This window comes from Methylobacterium nonmethylotrophicum (assembly GCF_004745635.1).
In the GTDB taxonomy this organism is placed as follows: Bacteria; Pseudomonadota; Alphaproteobacteria; order Rhizobiales; family Beijerinckiaceae; genus Methylobacterium; species Methylobacterium nonmethylotrophicum.
This window is the reverse complement of the sequence record NZ_SRLB01000016.1, coordinates 64,889-79,959: the sequence shown is the minus strand read 5'-3', so window position 1 is coordinate 79,959 and position 15,071 is coordinate 64,889. Positions and strand designations below refer to the sequence as shown.

Below are 15,071 nucleotides of genomic sequence, written 5' to 3'. Positions count from 1 at the left end.
AGGCGCGGTCGCCGGACCGGACGTGAGCTTTCAGTCACCGGCCCGATCGCGGCCGGCAGCCGGCCGGCTTCATCAGGTCGGCGCCAGGAGGAGCAGGCGTGAACGACATCGGCGTATTCAACGAGGCGTTCGGCGCCGACAAGATCGGCTTCCGCAACCTCAAGCGCGTCAACTGGAACCTCGAGGCACCGAGCCTCTACGAGCACGCGCTGCAGCGCGGCGAGGCCCAGCTCGCGGCGGGCGGAGCCCTGGTGGCCGAGACCGGCATCCATACCGGCCGCTCGCCCAAGGACAAGTTCGTGGTCCGCGACGCGGAGACCGAGAACGAGGTCTGGTGGGAGAACAACGGCGCGATCACGCGGCCGCAATTCGAGACCCTGCTGGAGGACTTCCTGGCGCATGCCGAGGGGCGTGAACTCTTCGCCCAGGACCTCGTCGGCGGCGCCGAGCTCGGCCACCGCGTGCGCGCCCGGGTCTTCACCGAATATGCCTGGCACTCGCTGTTCATCCGCAACCTGCTGATCCGGCCGGAGCGCGAGACGCTTCCCACCTTCGTGCCGGACCTGACGATCATCGACCTGCCGAGCTTCCGCGCGGACCCGGCCCGGCACGGCTGCCGCACCGAGACCGTCATCGCGGTCGACTTCACCCGCAAGATCGTGCTGATCGGCGGCACCTCCTACGCCGGCGAGATGAAGAAGTCGGTCTTCACCTACCTGAACTATGTCCTGCCGAAGGCGGGCGTGATGCCGATGCACTGCTCGGCCAATGTCGGCCACGCGGGCGACTCGGCCCTGTTCTTCGGCCTGTCGGGCACCGGCAAGACCACGCTGTCCTCCGACCCGGACCGCACGCTGCTGGGCGACGACGAGCACGGCTGGAGCCCGAAGGGCATCTTCAACTTCGAGGGCGGCTGCTACGCCAAGACCATCCGTCTGTCGCGGGAGGCCGAGCCCGAGATCTACTCCACCACCGAGCGCTTCGGCACCGTGATGGAGAACGTCGTCATCGACCCGGTCACCCGCCAGCCGGATTTCGACGACGCCTCGCGCACCGAGAACACCCGCTGCGCCTACCCGCTGCCCTTCATCAGCAACTCCAGCGCCACCGGCCAGGCCGGGCACCCGAAGAACATCGTCATGCTGACCTGCGACGCCTTCGGGGTGCTGCCCCCGATCGCCAAGCTGACCGGCGCCGAGGCGATGTACCACTTCCTCTCGGGCTACACCGCCAAGGTGGCCGGCACCGAGAAGGGGCTGAAGGGCCCGGAGGCGACCTTCTCGACCTGCTTCGGCGCGCCGTTCATGCCGCGCCACCCCTCGGTCTACGGCAACCTGCTGCGCGACCTGATCGCCCGCCACCACGTCGATTGCTGGCTCGTCAACACCGGCTGGACCGGCGGCGGCGTCGGCACCGGGCGGCGCATGCCGATCCGGGTCACCCGGCGGCTGCTCACCGCGGCGCTGGACGGCTCGCTCGCCAAGGCGGATTTCCGCCGCGACCCGTATTTCGGCTTCGCGGTCCCGACCTCGGTGCCGGGCGTCGAGCCGCACATCCTGTACCCGGTCAAGACCTGGCAGGACAAGGCGGCCTTCGCGGCGACCGCCAAGAGCCTGGTCGAGATGTTCCAGAGCAACTTCAAGCGCTTTGAGGCCCATGTCGACGCCGACGTGCGGGCCGCCGAGCCGACCATGTCGATCGCGGCGTAACCGCTGCCGCGCGATGACCGCGAGGGCCCCTCTCCCCGGAGAGGGGCCTTTTTTGTTGTAGGACAGAACGAAGAAACGGAGGAGCGGCCGATGATGGTGCTCGTCGTCGGTGCCGGCGTGGTCGGCCTCGCGATCGGTCGGGAACTGGCCCTGCGCGGCCACGAGGTGATCGTGGCGGAGGCGGAGGGCGGCATCGGGACCGGCGTGTCCTCGCGCAATTCCGAGGTGATCCATGCCGGGATGTACTACCCGACCGGGTCGCTCCGGGCGCGCCACTGCGTCGAGGGCCGGCGCCGGCTCTACGCCTTCTGTGAGAGCCACGGCGTGCCGCATGCGAAGATCGGCAAGCTGATCGTGGCTGCGACCGAGCCGGAGGGCGCCAAGATCGCGGCGATCCACGCGCAGGGGCTCGAGAACGGGGTCGAGGGCCTGTCCCTCCTCGACGGGACGCAGGCCCGGCGGCTCGAGCCGAACCTCGCCTGCAATGCGGCGCTCCTCTCGACCGAGACCGGTATCGTCGACAGCCACGCCCTGATGCTGGCGCTCCAGGGCGACATCGAGGGGGCGGGCGGAGCGCTCGCCTTCAACACCCGGATCGACCGCCTGACCCGCGCGCCCGAGGGCTGGGTCGCGCGCTTCGGCGACGGTGAGGAGATCACGGTCGACGCCGTCGTCAACGCCGCGAGCTTCGGGGCGCAAGGGCTCGCCCGGGTCACCGAAGGCTACCCCGAGGCGCGCGTGCCGCGCCTCGTGCTCGCCAAGGGCAATTATTTCGGCTGCACCGGCCGCCCGGCCTTCACCCGCCTGATCTACCCCGCTCCCGTCGAGGGGGGCCTCGGCATCCACCTCACCCTCGATCTGGCCGGCCGGATGCGCTTCGGCCCCGACGTCGAGTGGATCGACGCCCCCGACTACGAGGTCGATCCCGGCCGCGGCGCGCTCTTCTACGCCGCGATCCGGCGCTACTGGCCGGCGCTCCCGGACGGAGCGCTGGTGCCCGATTACGCCGGCATCCGCCCGAAGCTGTCCGGCCCGGGGGAGGGGGCCGCCGACTTCCTCATCGACGGCCCGGCCGAGCACGGGCTGCCGGGGCTCGTCCATCTCTTCGGCATCGAGAGCCCGGGGCTGACCTCGAGCCTGTCGCTGGCGGAGGACGTGGCGGACCGGCTGAGGGCGTGAGGCGTCGAGAAGCGCCATCGATCGAGCCGGTGGCATTCACATCCTCCATCGTCATTCCGGGGCCGCGCAGCGGAGCCCGGAATGACTCGGCGGGGGTCACCTCGTCTGAGACACATCAATGAGATTGGCTGGGGTCGCCGGCCCGTCGCCGGCCACTGCTGAGCGCGGTACCCGGCGGCCACCCAGGTAGCGCCCCGTGCGTCCGGCCGCCGTCTTGGCGCGGCGGGGTGCCGCTGCTATCTCCCGTCGACTTTTCCCTTACGCCGTGCGCCACGCGCATCGCCGCGCCTGTGCGCCGGAGACAGCCACACGATGACCGCGTCCCCCATCGACAACATCCGCAACTTCTCGATCGTCGCCCATATCGACCACGGCAAGTCGACCCTCGCCGACCGGCTGATCCAGATCACCGGGACAGTGGCGGCGCGCGACATGAGCGAGCAGATGCTCGACTCGATGGACATCGAGAAGGAACGCGGCATCACCATCAAGGCGCAGACCGTGCGCCTGGAGTACAAGGCGCAGGACGGGCGCGACTACGTCCTCAACCTGATGGACACTCCCGGCCACGTCGACTTCGCCTACGAGGTGTCGCGCTCGCTCGCCGCCTGCGAGGGCTCGCTCCTCGTCGTCGACGCCTCGCAGGGCGTCGAGGCGCAGACGCTCGCCAACGTCTACCAGGCGCTCGACGCCAACCACGAGATCGTCCCGGTCCTCAACAAGATCGACCTGCCGGCGGCCGAGCCCGACCGGGTCAAGGAGCAGATCGAGGAGGTGATCGGCATCGACGCCAAGGATGCGGTGCCGATCTCGGCCAAGACCGGCCTCAACATCGAGGCGGTGCTGGAGGCGATCGTCACCCGCCTGCCGCCGCCGAAGGGCGACCGCTCGGCGCCGCTGAAGGCGCTGCTGGTCGATTCCTGGTACGACGTCTATCTCGGCGTCGTGGTGCTGGTGCGCATCGTCGACGGCGTGCTCAAGAAGGGCATGACGATCCGGATGATGGGGGCGGATGCGGCCTACGGCGTCGAGCGCCTCGGTGTCTTCCGGCCGAAGATGCAGGACGTCGCCGAGCTCGGCCCCGGCGAGGTCGGCTTCTTCACCGGCTCGATCAAGGAGGTTGCCGATACCCGCGTCGGCGACACCATCACGGAGGACAAGCGTCAGACCAAGCAGGCCATGCCGGGCTTCAAGCCGGTGCAGCCGGTGGTGTTCTGCGGCCTCTTCCCGGTCGATGCCGCCGATTTCGAGAACCTTCGCGGTGCGATGGGCAAGCTCCGGCTCAACGACGCCTCGTTCTCCTACGAGATGGAGACCTCCGCCGCGCTCGGCTTCGGCTTCCGCTGCGGCTTCCTCGGTCTGCTCCACCTCGAGATCATCCAGGAGCGTCTCGAGCGCGAGTTCAACCTCGACCTGATCTCGACCGCGCCGAGCGTAGTCTACCACCTCAACATGTCCGACGGCGAGAAGCGGGAGCTGCACAACCCGGCCGACATGCCCGACGTGATGAAGATCGACACCATCGAGGAGCCGTGGATCCGCGCCACGATCCTGACGCCCGACGAGTATCTCGGCGGCGTGCTCAAGCTCTGTCAGGACCGGCGCGGCACCCAGATCGACCTCAACTACGTCGGCAAGCGCGCCATGGTGGTGTACGACCTGCCGCTGAACGAGGTAGTGTTCGACTTCTACGACCGGCTGAAGTCGATCTCGAAGGGCTACGCCTCGTTCGACTACCACATCTCGGATTATCGCGAGGGCGACCTCGTCAAGATGTCGATCCTGGTCAATGCCGAGCCGGTCGACGCGCTCTCGATGCTGGTCCACCGCACCCGCGCAGAGAGCCGCGGCCGGGCGATGTGCGAGAAGCTGAAGGACCTGATCCCGCGCCACCTGTTCCAGATCCCGGTCCAGGCGGCGATCGGCGGCAAGATCATCGCCCGCGAGACCATCCGGGCCCTGTCGAAGGATGTCACCGCCAAGTGCTACGGCGGCGACATCTCCCGCAAGCGCAAGCTCCTCGACAAGCAGAAGGAGGGCAAGAAGCGCATGCGCCAGTTCGGCAAGGTCGAGATCCCGCAGGAGGCGTTCATCGCCGCCCTCAAGATGGACACCTGACGGCGGCTGCGCCCCTCCCCGGGTGGGCGCGCCGGTCCGCGCCGGTCACATGCCCGGGCCGTTCGCGGCCGGGCCTCGCCGCAGGCCCCCGGCCGGGCGCAGCCGGGCGATGACCGGGTTCGGCTCGTGGTCCATCGCGGCGCCCGTGTAGGCGTCGACACCCATGCCGATCACGCCCCCGGCCAGCAAGTTCCCTGCGAACCCCGCCGCGCCCTTCGTGACGATCTTCGTCTTCACTGGAATCGACTGCGGCTGATAGCCGGGTTTGGTGAAGGTCGCCACGAACTCGTCCGAGCGCTCGACTTCAAGCGTGCAAGGAGTCGCCGCACAGGCATACTGCATGTTTGTCTTCATCGATGCACCGGACGGTTCCGATACGAATGTTATCGGCTCCGTCGTGCCTCGCGTGATGCTGCCGCACGCGCCGACACTGCCGGCGATCATCATCGCCGCGCCGATCTTCTTGATTGTCATGATAACTCCCAGGCCGCTTCTCATGGCGGTGAAGAAAATAGATCTCACTTGAGGTCGCCAATCAAGCGCACAAGTCGTACTTCTAACGTGTTCTCAACAGTGAGGTTGCAAATTTCACACATCACGGCGCGCGACAAGTTCTAACTAGACTATGATCTAACAGTTGCGCGCGCGGCCGTCCGGGCGTGCGACCGAGGCCGGCAGCGTTCGGCGCCGGGCAGCGCCCGGCATCTCCGTCGCGCGCCCGACCCACACCCTTGTCGCCCGCCCGCCCGCCGTGGCATGACGGTCACCCCTCCGAGACAGTGGGTCGCTGCGGCGGCCAGGATGACGACCGTGTCCGTGCTGAGCCTGAAGCCCCGCCAAGAGGCCTCCCGACAAGAGGCCTCCCAAGAGGACGTCGCCGCGCTGATGCGCGAGATCGGCCGGCGCGCCCGCGCCGCCGCCCGTCGGATGGCGGTGGTTCCGGGCCCGGCCAAGGACGCGGCCCTGCGCGAGGCCGCCTCTGCCCTGCGGGCCGCCGCGCCCGCGATCCTCGCGGCGAACGCCGCCGACATGGCGGAGGCGACGGCGAAGGGCCTGCCGGCCGCCACCCTCGACCGCCTGGCGCTGAATCCGGCCCGGGTGGCGGCGATCGCCGAGGCCGTCGAGAGCATCGCCGGCCTGCCCGATCCGGTCGGGCGCATGCTCGCCACCTACGAGCGGCCGAACGGCCTCACGATCGAGCGGGTGGCGACGCCGCTCGGCGTCGTCGGGGTGATCTTCGAGAGCCGGCCCAACGTCACGGCGGATGCCGGCGCGCTCTGCCTCAAGGCCGGCAACGCCGCGATCCTGCGCGCCGGCTCGGAGAGCCACCGCAGCGCCACCGCGATCGCCGCGGCGATGATCGAGGGGCTGACCCGCCACGGCCTGCCGGGGGACGCGATCCAGCTCGTCCCGACGAAGGATCGGGCGGCGGTCGGCGCCATGCTGACCGGGCTCGACGGCGCGATCGACGTGATCGTGCCGCGCGGCGGCAAGGGCCTCGTGGCCCGGGTGCAGGACGAGGCCCGGGTGCCGGTCTTCGCCCACCTCGAAGGCATCTGCCACGTCTACGTCCATGCGGCGGCCGACCTCGCCATGGCGCGCGGCGTGGTGCGCAACAGCAAGCTGCGCCGCACCGGCGTCTGCGGCGCCGCCGAGACGCTTCTCGTCGACCGCGCCTGCGCCGGCACCCATCTCGGCCCCCTGGTGAGCGACCTCATCGCGGCCGGCTGCGCCGTGCGCGGCGATGCCGCCGTCCAGGCTGCCGATGCGCGGGTGGCGCCCGCGACCGAGGAGGATTGGCGCACCGAGTATCTCGACGCGATCATCTCGGTGCGGGTGGTCGACGGGCTCGAGGCCGCCATCGACCACATCGAGACCTACGGCTCGCACCACACCGAGTCGATCCTGACCGAGGACCGGGACGCCGCCGAGCGCTTCCTCGCCGAGGTCGATTCGGCGATCGTCGTCCACAACGCCTCGACCCAGTTTGCCGATGGCGGCGAGTTCGGCTTCGGCGCCGAGATCGGCATCGCCACCGGACGCATGCACGCCCGCGGGCCCGTCGGCGTCGAGCAGCTCACCACCTTCAAGTACCGGGTCCGCGGCACCGGGCAGATCCGGCCGTGACGGCCTGAGGCGGGACACGGTCCGGGCCCGCGCGCGTGATCGTGCGCCTGCCGCCCCTCGCGCCGGGTCTGCGGGTCGGCCTCTATGGCGGCTCGTTCAACCCGGCCCATGCCGGCCACCGGCATGTCAGCCGGCTGGCGCTCCGGCGCCTCGCCCTCGATCGGGTCTGGTGGCTGGTGAGCCCCGGCAACCCGCTCAAGGACCGCAGCCACCTGCCGGAGGCGGCGCGCCGGGCCGAGGGCGCCCGCGCGATGGCGCGCGATCCGCGGATCGCCGTCACCGACTTCGAGGCGGCTCTCGGCGTTCGCTATACCCGCGAGACCCTGGCCTGGCTGACCGAAAGGCATCCGGAGGTCCGCTTCGTCTGGATCATGGGCGCCGACAGCCTGGCGAGCTTCCACCGCTGGCGCGGCTGGCGCGAGATCGCCGAGAGGATGCCCTTCGCGGTGATCGACCGGCCGGGCTACACGCTCGCGGCGATGGCCTCGCCCGCCGCCCGGGCGCTCGCGCGCGCCCGCATCGACGAGGCCGCCGCCGCCACCCTGGCCGGGCGGGCCCCCCCGGCCTGGGTCTTCCTGCACGGCCCGCGCTCCGGCCTGTCCTCGACGGCCCTGCGCGCCGCCGCGAAACCTTCGGTCTTTCGAGCGTGAGCCGCGCGGCCATCCGCGATTTGCGCAGGGCGAGCTTGAAAATCCGGCACCGGCACGCCACTGTCGTAAGCATACGGCATCGGCGCCGCGGGCGCGCCGCGGGCAATTCACGCCTCGTGGCGCCAGAAGGTGCCTCATCGACAGGGGTCGGCACTGAACGAAGCAATCTCTCACGAAGCTCGCCACACCGAGCTTCCCGCTGAAGCCCCGGCGCAGGCGACCGAGGCCGCGGACATGAGGTCGGTTGCCCTCGGTTGCCTCGAGGACATGAAGGCCGAGGAGACGGTCGAGATCGACCTCGTCGGCAAGACCTCGATCGCCGACACCATGATCATCACCTCCGGCCGCTCGCAGCGCCATGTCGGCTCCATCGCCGACCGGGTGATCCAGGAGCTGAAGGACAAGGGCTTCGGCAATCCGCGGGTCGAGGGCATGCCGGCCTGCGACTGGGTCTTGATCGATGCCGGCGACATGCTGGTCCACATCTTCCGGCCCGAAGTGCGCCACTTCTACAATCTCGAGAAGATCTGGGGCGCCGACCGGCCGGCCGACCGCCTCGCCGGCTGAGTCCCAACCCGCAAGGACGGACACGCCGCCATGCGGCTCGCCCTCGTCGCGGTGGGCCGCCTCAAGCGCGGCCCGGAGCGCGATCTCGCCGAGGAATATCGCGGCCGCGCCGACGCGCTGGGCCGCGGCCTCGGCTTCTCGGCCGTGCAGCTGACCGAGATCCCGGAGAGCCGGGCCCGGCGGGCGCCGGACCGGTGCGCCGAGGAAGCGGGCGCGATCCTGGCGGCGATTCCATCGGGGGCCGCCGCCCTCGTCCTCGATGAGGGCGGCCGGGCGGTGACGAGCCCCGACCTCGCCGCGCAGGTCGGCGCCTGGCGCGACGGCGGACGGCCCGGTCTCGCCATCGTGATTGGCGGCGCCGACGGCCTCGATCCTAGTGTCAGGGCCCGCGCCGACCTCGTCTTCGCCTTCGGGGCCGCCACCCTGCCGCACGGCCTCGTCCGGGTCCTGGCCCTCGAGCAGCTCTATCGGGCGATGACGATTCTCTCCGGCCACCCCTATCACCGCGGCGCCCCGTGACCCGAGCGCTCCTCCCCGCCCTGCTCGCCGCCCTGCTCGTCGGCGCCCTTCCGGCGCGCGCCCAGGGCGGCCCCGACCCGGCCGCCGATCCGTTGGCGAAGACCCAGGCCGAGAAGGAGCGGCGGGCCGAGAGCCTGCGGGCGATCGAGAGCGCGCTCCAGGCCAGCACCGAGTCCCGGGCGAAGCTCGAGCGCGAGGTGGCGGAGATCAAGGGCGACGGCGCCCGCCTCAACCAGGCCCTGCTCGACGCCACCCGCAAGGCGCAGGAGGCGGAGGGCCGCATCTCCGAGCTCGAGGACCGGCTGCGGACCATGGCGGGCAGCGAGACGGCGCTGCGCCGCTCCCTCGAGGCCCGCCGCGGCGTCATCGCGGAGGTGCTGGCGGCGCTCCAGCGCATGGGGCGGCGCCCGCCGCCGGCGGTGCTGGTGCGGCCCGAGGACGTGCTGGCTGCAATCCGCACCTCGATGCTGCTCGGCGCCGTGGTGCCCGAACTGCAGGGCGAGGCCGAGACCCTGGCGGGCGACCTCGCCGAGCTGGTGCGCCTGCGCGGCCTGATCGCCGCCGACCAGGAGACCCTGCGCGCCGACATTAAGGGCTGGGCCGCCGAGCGCCAGCGCCTGACCGCGCTGATCGCGGCCCGCCAGGCCCGCCTCGGCGAGGCCGAGACCGGGCTTACCGCCGAGCGCGAGCGCGCGAACGGCCTCGCCGGCCAGGCGCGCAGCCTCAAGGACCTGGTCGACCGCCTCGACGGCGACCTGACGGCGGCCCGCCGCGCCGCCGGCGCCGCCCAGGAGGCGGCCAAGGAGGCCGCCAAGCAGGCGGTGGAGGCCGAGAGCCGCGAGACCCGCGAGCGCTTCGCGGCGGCGGCCCTGCGCGATCCCGCCCGGCTGGCGCCCAAGGTGCCCTTCGCCCAGGTGCGCGGCCTGGTGCCGCGGCCGGTGAGCGGCGAGGTGGTGCGGACCTTCGGCAGCCCCGACGGGACCGGGGGCACGAGCCGCGGCATATCGCTCATGACGCGCCCGCGCGGCGTCGTGTCCTCTCCGGCCGACGGCTGGGTGGCCTATGCGGGGGCGTTCCGCTCCTACGGTCGTCTCTTGATCATCAACGCGGGCGACGGCTACTATCTCCTCCTGGCGGGCATGGACCAGATCAACGTCGAGGTCGGTCAGTTCGTGCTCGCGGGGGAGCCGGTCGCCGTGATGGGAGACACGGGCTCCGCACCTTCGGCAGGAGCCGGCGGGCGGAACGATCCCGTCCTGTACGTCGAGTTCAAGAAAGACGGTGGCTCCATCGACCCGGATCCTTGGTGGGCCAGAGGGTCAAGCGAGAAGGTTCGCGGATAATGCGCAAAGTTTCCCTCGTCCTGTTCGGAGCCGTCCTGGGCGCCGGGACGGCCACGGTGGCGACCCAGACCCACCTGCTCTCGAGCACGAGCGCTGTCGCCGCCTCGGCCGAGACCTATCGCCAGCTCAGCCTGTTCGGCGACGTGTTCGAGAAGATCCGCACCGACTACGTCGAGAAGCCCGACGAGGGGAAGCTGATCGAGTCGGCGGTCAACGGCATGCTGACCTCGCTCGACCCGCATTCGAGCTACATGGACGCCAAGAGCTTCCGTGACATGCAGGTCCAGACCAAGGGCGAGTTCGGGGGCCTCGGCATCGAGGTCACGATGGAGGACGGCCTGATCAAGGTCGTCACCCCGATCGACGACACGCCCGCCGCTCGCGCCGGCCTGCTCGCCAACGACATCATCACGATGATCGACAACGACCAGGTCCAGGGCCTGACCCTCAACCAGGCCGTCGACAAGATGCGAGGGCCCGTCAACTCGCCGGTGAAGCTGAAGATCACCCGCAAGGAGGCCAAGGATCCGATCGAGGTCACGCTCAACCGCGACCTGATCCGGATCAAGCCGGTCCGCTCGCGCACCGAGGGCGGCGACATCGGCTACATCCGCCTGACCCAGTTCAACGAGCAGACCTTCGACGGCCTGAAGGCCGCGGTCGAGAAGATCTCGAACGACCTGCCGGGCGACAAGCTCAAGGGCTTCATCATCGACCTGCGCAACAACCCGGGCGGCCTGCTCGACCAGGCGGTGATGGTCTCCGACGCCTTCCTCGACCGCGGCGAGATCGTCTCCACCCGCGGCCGCAATCCGGACGAGACCCAGCGCTTCTCGGCCAAGTCCGGCGACCTGACCAAGGGCAAGCCGGTCGTCGTGCTGGTCAATGGCGGTTCGGCCTCGGCCTCCGAGATCGTCGCCGGCGCGCTCCAGGACCACAAGCGGGCGACGGTGCTCGGCACCCGCTCCTTCGGCAAGGGCTCGGTGCAGTCGATCATCCCGCTCGGCGGCAACGGCGCCCTGCGGCTCACCACCGCGCGCTACTACACCCCGTCCGGCCGCTCGATCCAGGCCAAGGGCATCGAGCCGGACCAGGAGGTGCTGCAGGACGTGCCGGAGGAGCTGAAGGGCAAGGACGAGACCAAGGGCGAGGCCGGCCTGAAGGGCCACCTCAAGCAGAAGGACACCGAGGAGCGCGGCGGCTCCTCGGCCTACGTCCCGCCGGACCCGGCCAAGGACAAGCAGCTCATCGCCGCCGTCGACTTCCTGCACGGCGTGCAGAAGGGTGCCGCCAACACCGCCAAGTCGGCGGTCCCGAACCCGAACTGATCGGGTGCCGGCTTTAACGCTGCATTAACCACGAAGGCCCGCAATACCGGTCGAACGACCGGCGCCGCGGGCCTTCCGCTTTTTGCGCGGTGACACGGTCGCGGGACCTCACGCCAGTGCCGCTCGCGTCCGACACCATCCTGACCCGTCCCCTCGGGCTGCGGGACGAGGCGAAAGCCCGCGCCGTGCGCTGGCGCGCCGCGCTCCGGCCCCGGGTGCTCGCCGCCGCAGGCCTCGGCGCCGGCATCGTCGCGCTCGCCGCCTTCCTGGTGCTCGCCGACGATCCGCTCGCGGGCGAGCCCCACGCCGTGGCCCCGATCGAGGTCCGGGCGCCGATCACCCCTCCGCCCGAGCCGGCCCCCGCCCCGCGACCCGATCCGGCGAGCCGCAGCGCCGGCGAGGTCGAGCGCGCCTCCGGCGTCGCCGTGAACCGGCCGGACGGCACCGGCGCGCCGAACTCGGTGGTGATTCGGGTCCCCGGCAGCGGGCCGGTGCAGCTCGCGCCCGCGCCCGATCCGCGCCTCGCCGAGCGCGGCCGCTACGGGGTGCTGCCGAAGGTCGGGCCGGACGGCGCCCGGCCCCTCGACGTCTATGCCCGCCCCGAGGCGGCGGGCCTGGAGCGGGGCGGGGCGGTGGCGGGGCGCATCGCGCTCGTGGTCTCCGGCCTCGGCATCGGCCAGGCCGCGACTCAGGACGCGGTGCAGCGCCTGGCCCCGGCCATCACGCTCGCCTTCGCGCCCTACGGCGCCGACGTCGCCCGCAGCGCCGCCCGCGCGCGCGAGGCCGGGCACGAGGTGCTGGTGCAGGCGCCGATGGAGCCGTTCGACTATCCGGACAACGATCCCGGGCCCCAGACCCTGCTGGCGGGGTCGAAGCCGGCCGAGAATCTCGACCGCCTCGCCTTCGTGCTGGCCCGGGTGCCCGGGGCGGTCGGGGTGATGAACTTCATGGGCGCGCGCCTCACCGGCGAGGCCGCCGCCCTCGAGCCGGTCCTGCGCGAGATCGGCGCCCGCGGCCTCGGCTTCCTGGACGACGGCACCTCGCCGCGCTCCCTCGCCCGCGAGGTCGGCCGCAAGGCCAAGGCGCCGGTGGCCCGGGCCGAGATCGTGGTCGACGCGGTGCCGCGCCCCGACGCCATCGACCGCGAGCTCGCCCGCCTGGAGGAAGCGGCGCGCAAGTCGGGCTTCGCGCTGGGATCGGCCACCGCCCTGCCGCTCTCGATCGACCGCATCGCCCGCTGGTCGCGGGACCTCGAATCCCGCGGCATCCTGCTGGTGCCGGCGAGCCGGGCGTTGCGCGCGGCGCCGTGACGTCCGCGCATGGGCGGCTCCCGCGCAGCGGGCGCATTTTCGTCGTGCCCGCGGTCCCCTCGGCGGGAATTTGCTCTAAGGTCGCGGCATGGCATCGCTTCACCGCCCCGAGGCCGCGCTCGCAGGCCTTCCCTACAGGCCGTGCGTCGGCATCGCCCTGTTCAACCGCGACGGGCTGGTCTTCGCCGGTCACCGGCGGCACGATTCGGCCGATCTCGGCGCCCATGCCTGGCAGATGCCGCAGGGCGGCATCGACGAGGGCGAGGCGCCGCGGGAGGCGGCCCTGCGCGAGCTCTACGAGGAGACCAACGTCGCCCCCGCCTCGGTGCGCCTGCTCGCCGAGGCGCCGGGCTGGTACTCCTACGACTTGCCGACCTTCGCGGCGGGCAAGCCCTGGAAGGGGCGCTACCGCGGCCAGACCCAGAAGTGGTTCGCCTTCGCGTTCGAGGGCGACGAGCGCGAGATCGACATCCTGCGCCCGGGCGGCGGCGCCCACAAGGCGGAGTTCGATGGCTGGCGCTGGGAGCCGCTCGCCAACCTCGCGGAACTGGTCATCCCGTTCAAGCGCCCGGTCTACGAGCAGGTGATCGCGGCCTTCGCGCATCTCGCACGCCCGGCGTGACCGACTCTCCCCTTCACCCCGCCGGCGGCGCGGCATGACGCGCTGGTGGCTCTCGGGACTGGCGGTCCTGCTGATGTGGATCGCCTACGGGATCTCGCCCTACGTCGCCCTCTATCGCCTGTCGCTGGCGGTGCAGGCCCACGACGCGGCGGCCGTGGCCGAGCGCGTGAACTTCCGCACCCTGCGCCTGTCGCTGACCAAGCAGGCCCTGGCGGCGGCGGTCGACGCCATCGCGGCCCGCCGCGACCTGTCGGCCCGGGATCGCGCCATCCTGACCGAGGCGAGCGGGGCGCTCGCCGAGCCGCTGGTCGAATCTCTCGTCACGCCCGAGACGCTGATCGACCTCCTGGACGACGGCTGGCCGGTGCGCGCCGGCCTCGCCCGTCAGGGCGAGTCCGGGCCGGAGGTCACCGGGGCCGCGCGGGACGCCGGGAAAGGGACGGACCATCTCGGCCTGCACGCCGCGAGCCCGGCTCAGCTCTTCGCCCTGTTCCGCACCGCCGAGCCCCGGGGCTTCCGCGGCATGGTGGTGAGCTACCCGCCCGACCGATCGATCGAGAACCGCTTCCGCCTGCGCCTGCGCCTGCGCGGCTGGACCTGGCGCGTCATCGACCTCGAACTGCCGACCGCCCTGCGCGAGCGCATCAGCCAGCGGCTCACCGGGGCGATGCAGCGATAGACCGGCCGCCCCTTGATGGGCCGGCTCCCGCCCCTCATATCTCGACCGGAGCCGACGGAGTTGCGGTCGGCCTCGACGGGCGCTGCGTCAGCGGGCCCGGACCTGACCGAAGTGCCTTTCGCAACAGGGCTTCGCCGAGACCATGACGCGTCCATCGCCGTTCGGGCATCCGTTCCTGCTGGGCTTCGACGAGATCGAGCAGGCGCTCGACCGCGTCGCGAAGGCGGCCAATGACGGCTACCCGCCCTACAACATCGAGCGCCTGCCCCGCACCGAACGCGAGCCGGAGCGGCTGCGGATCACCCTCGCGGTGGCGGGCTTCACCCGCGACCAGCTCGACGTGACGCTCGAGGAGAGCCAGCTCATCGTCCGCGGCCGCCAGGCCGACGACAAGAGCCGGACCTTCCTGCACCGGGGCATCGCGGCCCGGCAGTTCCAGCGCGCCTTCCTGCTCGCCGACGGCATGGAGGTGCTGGGGGCCGACCTGTCGAACGGCCTGCTCTCGATCGACCTCGCCCGGCCCGAGCCGGAGCGCATCGTGCGACGGATCGACATCGGCGCGCGCGACGGCGACTGACCGTCCCCATATCCCCTTCACACCGGTCGGCGGGCCGCTTCGGGGCTTGGCCGATCACCGTCCTGCTGCCTTTGAGAGGAGGGCGCATCCCATGTCCGACACCAACCAGACCCTCGACCCTTCCGCGCTCGCGGCCCTCGGCGAGGGCCACGTCGCCTATGTCCGCGCCATGCGCTCGGAGGAGGTCAAGCGCCTCTTCCCGCAGGCCCCGGACCTCACCCCCGGCATCGACCTGTTCGCCCTGCTCTCGGCGAGCGGCGCCCCGATCCTGCTCACCGACAGCCGCGACGCGGCCTTCGCCAATGCCTGGGCGCACGACCTGCAGGCGGTCAGCGTGCACTGA

General features: G+C 71.4%; 15 protein-coding genes. 14 read left to right on the top strand and 1 reads right to left on the bottom strand.

Annotation, left to right across the window (positions count from 1 at the left end):
- Positions 1-98 precede the first annotated feature (98 nt).
- From EU555_RS21480 to lepA, 3 genes are all read left to right on the top strand, one after another.
- Positions 99-1,709, top strand: coding sequence for a phosphoenolpyruvate carboxykinase (locus EU555_RS21480; RefSeq protein ID WP_135417278.1), 1,611 nt, complete (start codon positions 99-101; stop codon positions 1,707-1,709).
- A 90-nt stretch (positions 1,710-1,799) separates the two neighbouring features.
- On the top strand, positions 1,800-2,888 hold the full coding sequence (locus EU555_RS21475) for an NAD(P)/FAD-dependent oxidoreductase (protein WP_135417277.1): 1,089 nt from the start codon (positions 1,800-1,802) through the stop codon (positions 2,886-2,888).
- 312 nt (positions 2,889-3,200) lie between these two features.
- Entirely contained in the window at positions 3,201-5,006 is a 1,806-nt protein-coding gene (lepA, locus tag EU555_RS21470) for a translation elongation factor 4 (protein ID WP_135417276.1), read from the top strand.
- Positions 5,007-5,051: 45 nt separating this feature from the next.
- Here the strand turns inward: lepA and EU555_RS21465 are convergent, their stop codons facing one another.
- Entirely contained in the window at positions 5,052-5,480 is a 429-nt protein-coding gene (locus EU555_RS21465; protein ID WP_245524419.1) for a translation initiation factor 2, read from the bottom strand.
- Positions 5,481-5,816: 336 nt separating this feature from the next.
- Between EU555_RS21465 and EU555_RS21460 the strand changes: the two genes are divergently transcribed.
- From EU555_RS21460 to EU555_RS21410, 11 genes are all read left to right on the top strand, one after another.
- Positions 5,817-7,133, top strand: coding sequence for a glutamate-5-semialdehyde dehydrogenase (locus EU555_RS21460; RefSeq protein ID WP_281041299.1), 1,317 nt, complete (start codon positions 5,817-5,819; stop codon positions 7,131-7,133).
- Between the two features lie 35 nt (positions 7,134-7,168).
- On the top strand, positions 7,169-7,783 hold the full coding sequence (locus tag EU555_RS21455) for a nicotinate-nucleotide adenylyltransferase (RefSeq protein ID WP_135417274.1): 615 nt from the start codon (positions 7,169-7,171) through the stop codon (positions 7,781-7,783).
- A gap of 234 nt (positions 7,784-8,017) precedes the next feature.
- A complete protein-coding gene (gene rsfS / locus EU555_RS21450) occupies positions 8,018-8,350 on the top strand; it encodes a ribosome silencing factor (RefSeq protein ID WP_135417273.1) in 333 nt (110 codons plus the stop codon).
- Between the two features lie 30 nt (positions 8,351-8,380).
- The gene (gene rlmH, locus EU555_RS21445) at positions 8,381-8,869 is read left to right on the top strand and encodes a 23S rRNA (pseudouridine(1915)-N(3))-methyltransferase RlmH (RefSeq protein ID WP_135417272.1); all 489 of its coding nucleotides are present in this window, start codon (positions 8,381-8,383) and stop codon (positions 8,867-8,869) included.
- Complete coding sequence (locus EU555_RS21440; RefSeq protein WP_205820974.1) at positions 8,866-10,212, top strand: murein hydrolase activator EnvC family protein; 1,347 nt, start codon at positions 8,866-8,868, stop codon at positions 10,210-10,212. The genes rlmH and EU555_RS21440 overlap by 4 nt, the downstream gene beginning before the upstream one ends.
- Positions 10,212-11,540 carry a S41 family peptidase gene (locus EU555_RS21435; protein WP_135417271.1) on the top strand — a complete coding sequence of 443 codons (1,329 nt, stop codon included), beginning with the start codon at positions 10,212-10,214 and terminating at the stop codon, positions 11,538-11,540. The genes EU555_RS21440 and EU555_RS21435 overlap by 1 nt, the downstream gene beginning before the upstream one ends.
- Before the next feature lie 116 nt (positions 11,541-11,656).
- Complete coding sequence (locus EU555_RS21430; RefSeq protein ID WP_135417270.1) at positions 11,657-12,850, top strand: divergent polysaccharide deacetylase family protein; 1,194 nt, start codon at positions 11,657-11,659, stop codon at positions 12,848-12,850.
- A gap of 88 nt (positions 12,851-12,938) precedes the next feature.
- Positions 12,939-13,472 (top strand): RNA pyrophosphohydrolase, encoded by a 534-nt coding sequence (locus tag EU555_RS21425; RefSeq protein ID WP_135417269.1) that lies wholly within the window; start codon positions 12,939-12,941, stop codon positions 13,470-13,472.
- A 34-nt stretch (positions 13,473-13,506) separates the two neighbouring features.
- Positions 13,507-14,151, top strand: coding sequence for a DUF2939 domain-containing protein (locus EU555_RS21420; protein ID WP_135417268.1), 645 nt, complete (start codon positions 13,507-13,509; stop codon positions 14,149-14,151).
- A gap of 142 nt (positions 14,152-14,293) precedes the next feature.
- Entirely contained in the window at positions 14,294-14,728 is a 435-nt protein-coding gene (locus EU555_RS21415) for an Hsp20 family protein (protein WP_060848394.1), read from the top strand.
- A gap of 91 nt (positions 14,729-14,819) precedes the next feature.
- Complete coding sequence (locus tag EU555_RS21410) at positions 14,820-15,071, top strand: BQ00720 family protein (RefSeq protein ID WP_135417267.1); 252 nt, start codon at positions 14,820-14,822, stop codon at positions 15,069-15,071.

Coding starts and splice junctions, on each gene's coding strand:
- EU555_RS21475 (WP_135417277.1), top strand. CDS start 1,800: ATGATGGTGCTCGTCGTCGGTGCCGGCGTGGTCGGCCTCGCGATCGGT.
- lepA (WP_135417276.1), top strand. CDS start 3,201: ATGACCGCGTCCCCCATCGACAACATCCGCAACTTCTCGATCGTCGCC.
- EU555_RS21465 (WP_245524419.1), bottom strand. CDS start 5,480: ATGACAATCAAGAAGATCGGCGCGGCGATGATGATCGCCGGCAGTGTC.
- rsfS (WP_135417273.1), top strand. CDS start 8,018: ATGAGGTCGGTTGCCCTCGGTTGCCTCGAGGACATGAAGGCCGAGGAG.
- rlmH (WP_135417272.1), top strand. CDS start 8,381: ATGCGGCTCGCCCTCGTCGCGGTGGGCCGCCTCAAGCGCGGCCCGGAG.
- EU555_RS21435 (WP_135417271.1), top strand. CDS start 10,212: ATGCGCAAAGTTTCCCTCGTCCTGTTCGGAGCCGTCCTGGGCGCCGGG.
- EU555_RS21425 (WP_135417269.1), top strand. CDS start 12,939: ATGGCATCGCTTCACCGCCCCGAGGCCGCGCTCGCAGGCCTTCCCTAC.
- EU555_RS21420 (WP_135417268.1), top strand. CDS start 13,507: ATGACGCGCTGGTGGCTCTCGGGACTGGCGGTCCTGCTGATGTGGATC.
- EU555_RS21415 (WP_060848394.1), top strand. CDS start 14,294: ATGACGCGTCCATCGCCGTTCGGGCATCCGTTCCTGCTGGGCTTCGAC.
- EU555_RS21410 (WP_135417267.1), top strand. CDS start 14,820: ATGTCCGACACCAACCAGACCCTCGACCCTTCCGCGCTCGCGGCCCTC.